This is a genomic window from Motilimonas eburnea (assembly GCF_021295345.1).
In the GTDB taxonomy this organism is placed as follows: domain Bacteria; phylum Pseudomonadota; class Gammaproteobacteria; order Enterobacterales; family CBDFNC01; genus Motilimonas; species Motilimonas eburnea.
This window is the reverse complement of sequence record NZ_JAIMJB010000041.1, coordinates 1-3,089: the sequence shown is the minus strand read 5'-3', so window position 1 is coordinate 3,089 and position 3,089 is coordinate 1. Positions and strand designations below refer to the sequence as shown.

Below are 3,089 nucleotides of genomic sequence, written 5' to 3'. Positions count from 1 at the left end.
AAAGTGAGAGGTAAAGGCTTCAAGATACATGTCATACTCGCGCAAAATGAGTATAAGATCACGATCGTACTTGGGGGTCAAATAAAACCTAATAATTGTTTAAAAAATGTTCGCGATCTTGCCCTGGGGTTACTCCGACAAATCGGAAGAAATTAGGGAAGAACTTATAAGTTTTAGAAAAACATCTGAACTAGCAGAGTTTAAACCTACGTTAATCGCGGCACGTGATGCAATGGATAAATATTGTACATCATCTGTCGAGGCACTTGCGGGTGTTAATAAAACTGAAGACGCGAAATTGATTCAGAAAGTTATAAACATGCTTTCAGAGTTTGGTGAGCATTTTCAGCAAGAAACGATAACGACATTCAGCAAAAGCGTTGATAAAGATTTGCAAAAATTTGTCGATTCAGATGACATAGCAATAACCAAAAAAAGTGGAAGAAACATTCATCGAGAAATATCAAATTTATATGGTTTATTGGCAGAAAAGCTTAAAGAGCAGCAAATCAATTCAGTCACATGATTTAACAAGCGCAGGCAATCGGACAGTCAAAAGCGTCACGCCTTTTGTACCAAAAGCCGCGCCACTTTAGCCTGCCGTTGCTGCGGGCGTTATGCTGCAATCATAAATTTCTAGCCAAGACTAAAAATAAGGTCTAAAATTGGCACTTATTTGAATACTTAATTGGTGTTGTTATGAGACAGGTTTTAGCTGATTGTTCAGCAAGTATTTCTGAGTTAAAGAAAAATCCAACAGCTTTGTTAAACGAAGCAGATGGCTCTGCTATTGCTATCCTAAACCACAATAAACCAGCAGCTTATCTAGTACCTGCAGAAACTTATGAGTTTTTAATGGATATGCTCGATGATTATGAGCTTGCTAAACTAGTCGAAAGCCGTCGCGGTGAGCTCTCTGAAGCGGTGGAAGTAGATATTGATGACTTATAAGCTTAAATTTCTGCCTGCTGCACAGAAAGAGTGGAGCAAGTTAGCTCCACCAATTCAAAGTCAGTTCAAAAAGAAACTTAAAGAACGCCTAGAAAATCCGCACGTCCCTTCGTCTAAGCTTCGTGGTTATGATTCAGTTTATAAGATCAAACTGCGTACAGCAGGTTATCGTTTAGCCTATGAAGTCATTGACGACGAAATCGTGGTGTATGTGTTGGCTATTGGAAAACGAGACAAAGATGTAGTGTATAAAAAGTTAGCATCGAGGTTCTCGTAACAGCAGCATAACAAACGACTATGGCGTCAATAGCTAATTTTTAGCGGTGTTTTCATCCCACATGACGCCGTCTCTTAACATCGAATTTAGTATTACTACCACCTTTCGCACGCAGGCAATGATCGCGACTTTCTTCGGTTACCCAGCGTCAACCAGCCGTGTGTAGGCCGCCTTAAAAACAGGATTACATTGCATGGCTGACATCATCGCCATGTACAAAACGGTTCGTACTTGAGCCCGCCCTCCTTGGATAACTCGCTTACCTTTATATCGCCCACTTTCGCGAGTTATAGGCGCTACACCTATAAGTGAAGCTGCCTGCTTATTCGTGATATAACCCAGTTCAGGGACGTTGCTAATTATCGATGCAGCAGCGATGTTTCCAATGCCGGGCACACTTTGCAAGATAGTATTTTTGGCTTGATACTCAGGGTTATCTTCAATGAGCTTGACGAGTTTTTCTTCTAGCCTTGTGATTTGATTTTTCATTGCTGTAAGCATTGGTTTGATGGTCGAATGTAGCGTCTTGGGCAGTATTTGCATTCGGTTTCAATTGGTTTAGTGATTACGGCGAAGTGTTTAGGCTTTGTGTCAGCGTTGCTCACAACTTAATTGGGCGTTAGTTGCCTTATTAACATCGCATGTTCAATTTACTGTACAACTATGTGAGTGAAGACTATACTTGTACCATTAAATGTACATATGGAGGTTCTTATGAGAATCGTATCTTTTACTGAAGCTCGAAATAGTCTCAAAGCTGTTTTGGACGGTGTAGTTAATGACGCAGATACAACCATCATTACACGCCGTGATTCTGAAGATGCTGTGGTTATGTCTTTAGATTACTACAATAGCCTAATGGAGACCGTTCACTTACTACGCTCTCCTCAAAATGCTGAACACCTAAATCGCTCAATTGCACAGTATCGTGCTGGTCAAACAACCGCACGAGATTTAATTGATGAGTAGCAGTCAACGCTTACTGTCATGGACTGACGACGCTTGGGGTGACGACCTGTATTGGCAAACGCAAGACAAAAAAACGCTTAAGCGTATCAACAAACTCATCAATGATGTTAAGCGTTCTCCTTTTGAGGGCATTGGTAAACCTGAGCCGTTAAAAGAGAGCTTATCTGGTTTTTGGTCTCGCCGTATTGACGATACCAACAGGCTTGTTTATGCAGTTGATGATCAAGCGATAACGATAATTTCGTGTCGTTACCATTACTAAATCAGGCTCAGTGATCTGGCATCTAACAAATAAGAATAGATGTCGCGCAGCCGACACCTTATTCGGTTGTTGGACAAGCCCGGAGCCTCGATGTGCTCGATTCTTTCCTTATTAAGTAAATTACGCGATGTGGTGTTAGCCGTGCCGCCCCTGAGCACATTTCTCAAGGCGAGCGGGAAGGATGCAAGGGGTGATCATGTTGTAAACGCTATCCTCATCAATGTGTTATCTCTTGCTTGTGTGTTGTCTACCACCGTAGAAAGGATGTAGGATGATTATTGAAAGTTACAATAAGGCACACTTTAGCCAGTGTGTAGCCATCTTCGATAGCAATTTGGGCAAGTATTTCGCTGAGTGTGAACGTAAGTACTTCACAGATTTTCTTGAGTTTCATGCTTGTCGGTTACCGTACTTTGTCGTCCTTGTAAATGACGAAGTGGTTGCCTGTGGTGGTTATGAGTTAGAAGGAGGATGTGTGACTCTTAGCTGGGGAATGGTAAAACGGTGACCTGGTCAACTGAATTCGGTCACCCTAGTTAAGTTCGTTAAGCTACTTCTTTTAATGGTTTATCAATGCGCTCAAATTCATTGGGGCTTTGATAGTTTAGGTATGAATGCATCCGCTGGCTG

The 3,089-nt window shown here is 41.7% G+C and carries 5 protein-coding genes and 1 pseudogene; 5 read left to right on the top strand and 1 reads right to left on the bottom strand.

Going from position 1 to position 3,089, the window contains the following annotated elements:
• Positions 1–106 precede the first annotated feature (106 nt).
• The 3 genes from K6Y21_RS20895 to K6Y21_RS20885 all read left to right on the top strand — a co-directional run bounded on the left by K6Y21_RS20895 (position 107) and on the right by K6Y21_RS20885 (position 1,228).
• Positions 107–526, top strand: coding sequence for a hypothetical protein (locus tag K6Y21_RS20895; protein WP_233073878.1), 420 nt, complete (start codon positions 107–109; stop codon positions 524–526).
• A 173-nt stretch (positions 527–699) separates the two neighbouring features.
• Positions 700–951, top strand: a complete 252-nt coding sequence (locus tag K6Y21_RS20890) for a type II toxin-antitoxin system Phd/YefM family antitoxin (protein WP_017038856.1) — start codon at positions 700–702, stop codon at positions 949–951.
• Positions 941–1,228, top strand: a complete 288-nt coding sequence (locus K6Y21_RS20885; protein WP_233073877.1) for a type II toxin-antitoxin system RelE family toxin — start codon at positions 941–943, stop codon at positions 1,226–1,228. The genes K6Y21_RS20890 and K6Y21_RS20885 overlap by 11 nt, the downstream gene beginning before the upstream one ends.
• A gap of 33 nt (positions 1,229–1,261) precedes the next feature.
• On the opposite strand, the pseudogene K6Y21_RS20880 reads toward K6Y21_RS20885, so the two are convergent.
• Positions 1,262–1,777: pseudogene (locus K6Y21_RS20880) on the bottom strand (transposase); the annotation flags it as partial.
• Between the two features lie 165 nt (positions 1,778–1,942).
• Here K6Y21_RS20880 and K6Y21_RS20875 point away from each other — a divergent pair.
• Both K6Y21_RS20875 and K6Y21_RS20870 read left to right on the top strand, forming a co-directional pair.
• Positions 1,943–2,197, top strand: coding sequence for a type II toxin-antitoxin system Phd/YefM family antitoxin (locus K6Y21_RS20875; protein WP_233073876.1), 255 nt, complete (start codon positions 1,943–1,945; stop codon positions 2,195–2,197).
• Complete coding sequence (locus K6Y21_RS20870; protein ID WP_233073875.1) at positions 2,190–2,459, top strand: Txe/YoeB family addiction module toxin; 270 nt, start codon at positions 2,190–2,192, stop codon at positions 2,457–2,459. Before K6Y21_RS20875 ends, K6Y21_RS20870 begins: the two co-directional genes overlap by 8 nt.
• Positions 2,460–3,089 lie beyond the last annotated feature (630 nt).

Excerpts from the sequence above, each read along its gene's own strand:
- K6Y21_RS20895 (WP_233073878.1), top strand. The coding sequence starts at position 107 with ATGTTCGCGATCTTGCCCTGGGGTTACTCCGACAAATCGGAAGAAATT.
- K6Y21_RS20890 (WP_017038856.1), top strand. The coding sequence starts at position 700 with ATGAGACAGGTTTTAGCTGATTGTTCAGCAAGTATTTCTGAGTTAAAG.
- K6Y21_RS20885 (WP_233073877.1), top strand. The coding sequence starts at position 941 with ATGACTTATAAGCTTAAATTTCTGCCTGCTGCACAGAAAGAGTGGAGC.
- K6Y21_RS20875 (WP_233073876.1), top strand. The coding sequence starts at position 1,943 with ATGAGAATCGTATCTTTTACTGAAGCTCGAAATAGTCTCAAAGCTGTT.
- K6Y21_RS20870 (WP_233073875.1), top strand. The coding sequence starts at position 2,190 with ATGAGTAGCAGTCAACGCTTACTGTCATGGACTGACGACGCTTGGGGT.